Genomic DNA, 2,423 nt, shown 5'->3' with positions numbered 1-2,423 from the left:
TAGTACTACTGTGTCACATAACTACACGCTCGATTGCCGTTCCAGGAAGCGAGCCATCGTTGCATGAGCCTTTGTCCAAGCAGGATGCGCAACGTAGTAATCGAATCAGGAACGTGGCGTTGGGCGCGCTGGACTGCCACGGGGGATGTAATCCGAGGGAAGGGCAGGCAGCGCGCGTTCAAGGAAGTTTTTTTTACCACGTTCATCTGATTGCATTCTGAGTCGCTGAGCCATCAGAAACCCATACGCAGCGATACTCAGTGTGGCGTGATGGTGAAAGCCACGCCAGCCTCGCCCTTCATAATGACCGAGGCCGAACTCCTGCTTCAGGTCCTGATAGTCGCGCTCGATGCGCCAGCGCATTTTGGTCACGAAGACAAGCTGCTCCAGGGTCGCCTCTTCGGGGGCGGTAGTGAAAAAATATTTGAGCGGCTCCGTATCGCCATCAGGCCATTCAATTAGCAGCCATTCTTCGTCGCGAACGGTACTTCGCCAATTGTCGCGATGTGCGGGACGAACCCGTACGGCGGCAAAGCGTGAGGAAAGTGCTGCGTTGCTACCTTCCCGCCAGGTTACGGTCTGCCAGGCGTTTGCGGGTAATTGCATGGCCAGTTCCTTCACTGCGAGCGGTTCATGGCCGGGCGCGCGGCGTAGCAATGTCGGGGGTTTGCAGTGCCCGCTCCAGGGCTTGGGCGGAAGCGGCGCCGTACCGGGTGCCCACACAGAGGTGGCCGGCCGGATCCCTACCGCATACAACAAACCCAGTTCAGTTACGCTTTCCCGGAAAGCGGTTTCGTCGCCGTACCCGGCATCGGCGAGCACAATGCCCGGCGCAATGCCGGATGCTACAGCCTCTCGGAGTTGGGCCAGCGCAATCTGTGGCTTGGTCTCGAAGGCGAGATCGTCGGGAATGCCCGCACGGCGCGCTCGTTCACGGTCGTCAATCCATTCCTTGGGGACATACAGCTGCCACGCAATTGGCAGGCTGCCGCGTTGCGTCGCGATCGACAGGCTCACGGCGATTTGGCAGTTATCCTGTTTGCCCAATTGCCCACAGTATTGCCGCGCTACGCCGACCGAATGCTTGCCTTTCTTCGGGAAGCCCGTGTCGTCAATAATCCAGTAATAGCCAGCCTCTTCGGCAGCGTGCAGGCCCAACGCCGGCATCACCCATTCGCGTACCCGCTGCAGGACCGCCCGGTCAGACCATTCCGCCTTGGCCACAAAATGATGGAGTGACTGGTGTTTCGCGCTCGCGTGAAGTGGGTCAATATGCGCGGCCATCGGCTCGACGCTCTTGCGTGACAACGGCATTACCAAGCCCGAACAGTAACCCTTGAGGCCGGCATGGCGATCGGCGTGCCCTAACGCCTGCGCCAGATGGTTCAGATACGCGTCAAATTCATCGACATCTTCTCTCATCGCGATCGCCCGAAGTCTGTATTATTCAATACTACCAGGTATCGCTTCGCTGCAAATGGATTTTATGACACAGTAAGACTAGCAGGTTGCGGAAATACACCCCCGACGGAAGCGGCCGTCCTCGATTTACGCTCCCGCCGTCGCTAAATCTTTCGCATTGTGCAATTTCAATGCGAATCTGCCTTTTTTAAAGCGGTGTGAGGCCGACCTCTGGCCTCATTGCCGCCTTTTCCCGCCACTACGGGCGGATTAGTGCCAGGGATCGCATGCGCACCAGGTTGTACGCCGCCATGTTCAACACGAACATCTGATCCACCTTCTTCAAGCCGCGCACCATCACCTGCCGCATGCGCCCCACGGTCTTGGCCCAGCCGAAACCTTGTTCGATCAACTTGCGCTTTTGCTGCGAAATGACGTAGCCCACGCTCGAGGCAATCGTATCGGGCACTGCCGAACGCCGCCCCGAGGTGTTTTGCGCAACGTGCGGCGTGACCTTCATCTGCTGGCACGCCTCGATGAATTCCTGCGCATCGTAACCCTTGTCTGCACCCAACGTAATTTCTACGTTCGGATTCTCTGCCGCTTGCCGTGCGTCGTGGATCATGATCTTGGCCGCTTCACGCTCGGCATGTCCGTCGGCGCGTGTCACGCGTGCATTGACCACCAGGCCGTGCCGGTTATCGGTCAGCGTATGACCCATGTACCGCAATTCGCTGGCCGTTTTGCCTTTGCGATAGAGCTGCGCATCGGGGTCGGTCCTCGACTGATGTGTCTCGTTGCTGCGTTTCTCGCCCTTGAAGCCGCCCGCGCCGCCGCCGTCGTTGTCCTGATCGTCACCGTTCTTGCGTACAAAGCTCTTGTGTCCGGCCCACGCCTGGATCAGCGTGCCGTCCACGCTGAAATGCTCACCCGAGAGCAGGCACTTCTTCTCGGCAATGGCCACCACTTCGTTGAAGAATTCGATGACCGCATCGTGCTTGATCAATCGCTCGCGGTTCTTC

At 58.6% G+C, this 2,423-nt stretch carries 2 protein-coding genes; both read right to left on the bottom strand.

Annotated elements, in window-relative coordinates; all coding sequences use genetic code 11:
• Positions 1 to 105 precede the first annotated feature (105 nt).
• Complete coding sequence (locus tag VJR68_RS13505) at positions 106 to 1,422, bottom strand: IS701 family transposase (RefSeq protein WP_324148418.1); 1,317 nt, start codon at positions 1,420 to 1,422, stop codon at positions 106 to 108.
• Positions 1,423 to 1,660: 238 nt separating this feature from the next.
• A partial coding sequence (locus VJR68_RS13500; protein WP_324148416.1) for an IS5 family transposase occupies positions 1,661 to 2,423 on the bottom strand: 763 nt, incomplete at its 5' end.

The organism is Dyella sp. (genome assembly GCF_035277725.1).
In the GTDB taxonomy this organism is placed as follows: domain Bacteria; phylum Pseudomonadota; class Gammaproteobacteria; order Xanthomonadales; family Rhodanobacteraceae; genus Dyella_B.
The sequence above is the reverse complement of the archived record's forward strand: the minus strand, read 5'-3'. Positions and strand labels throughout refer to the sequence as shown.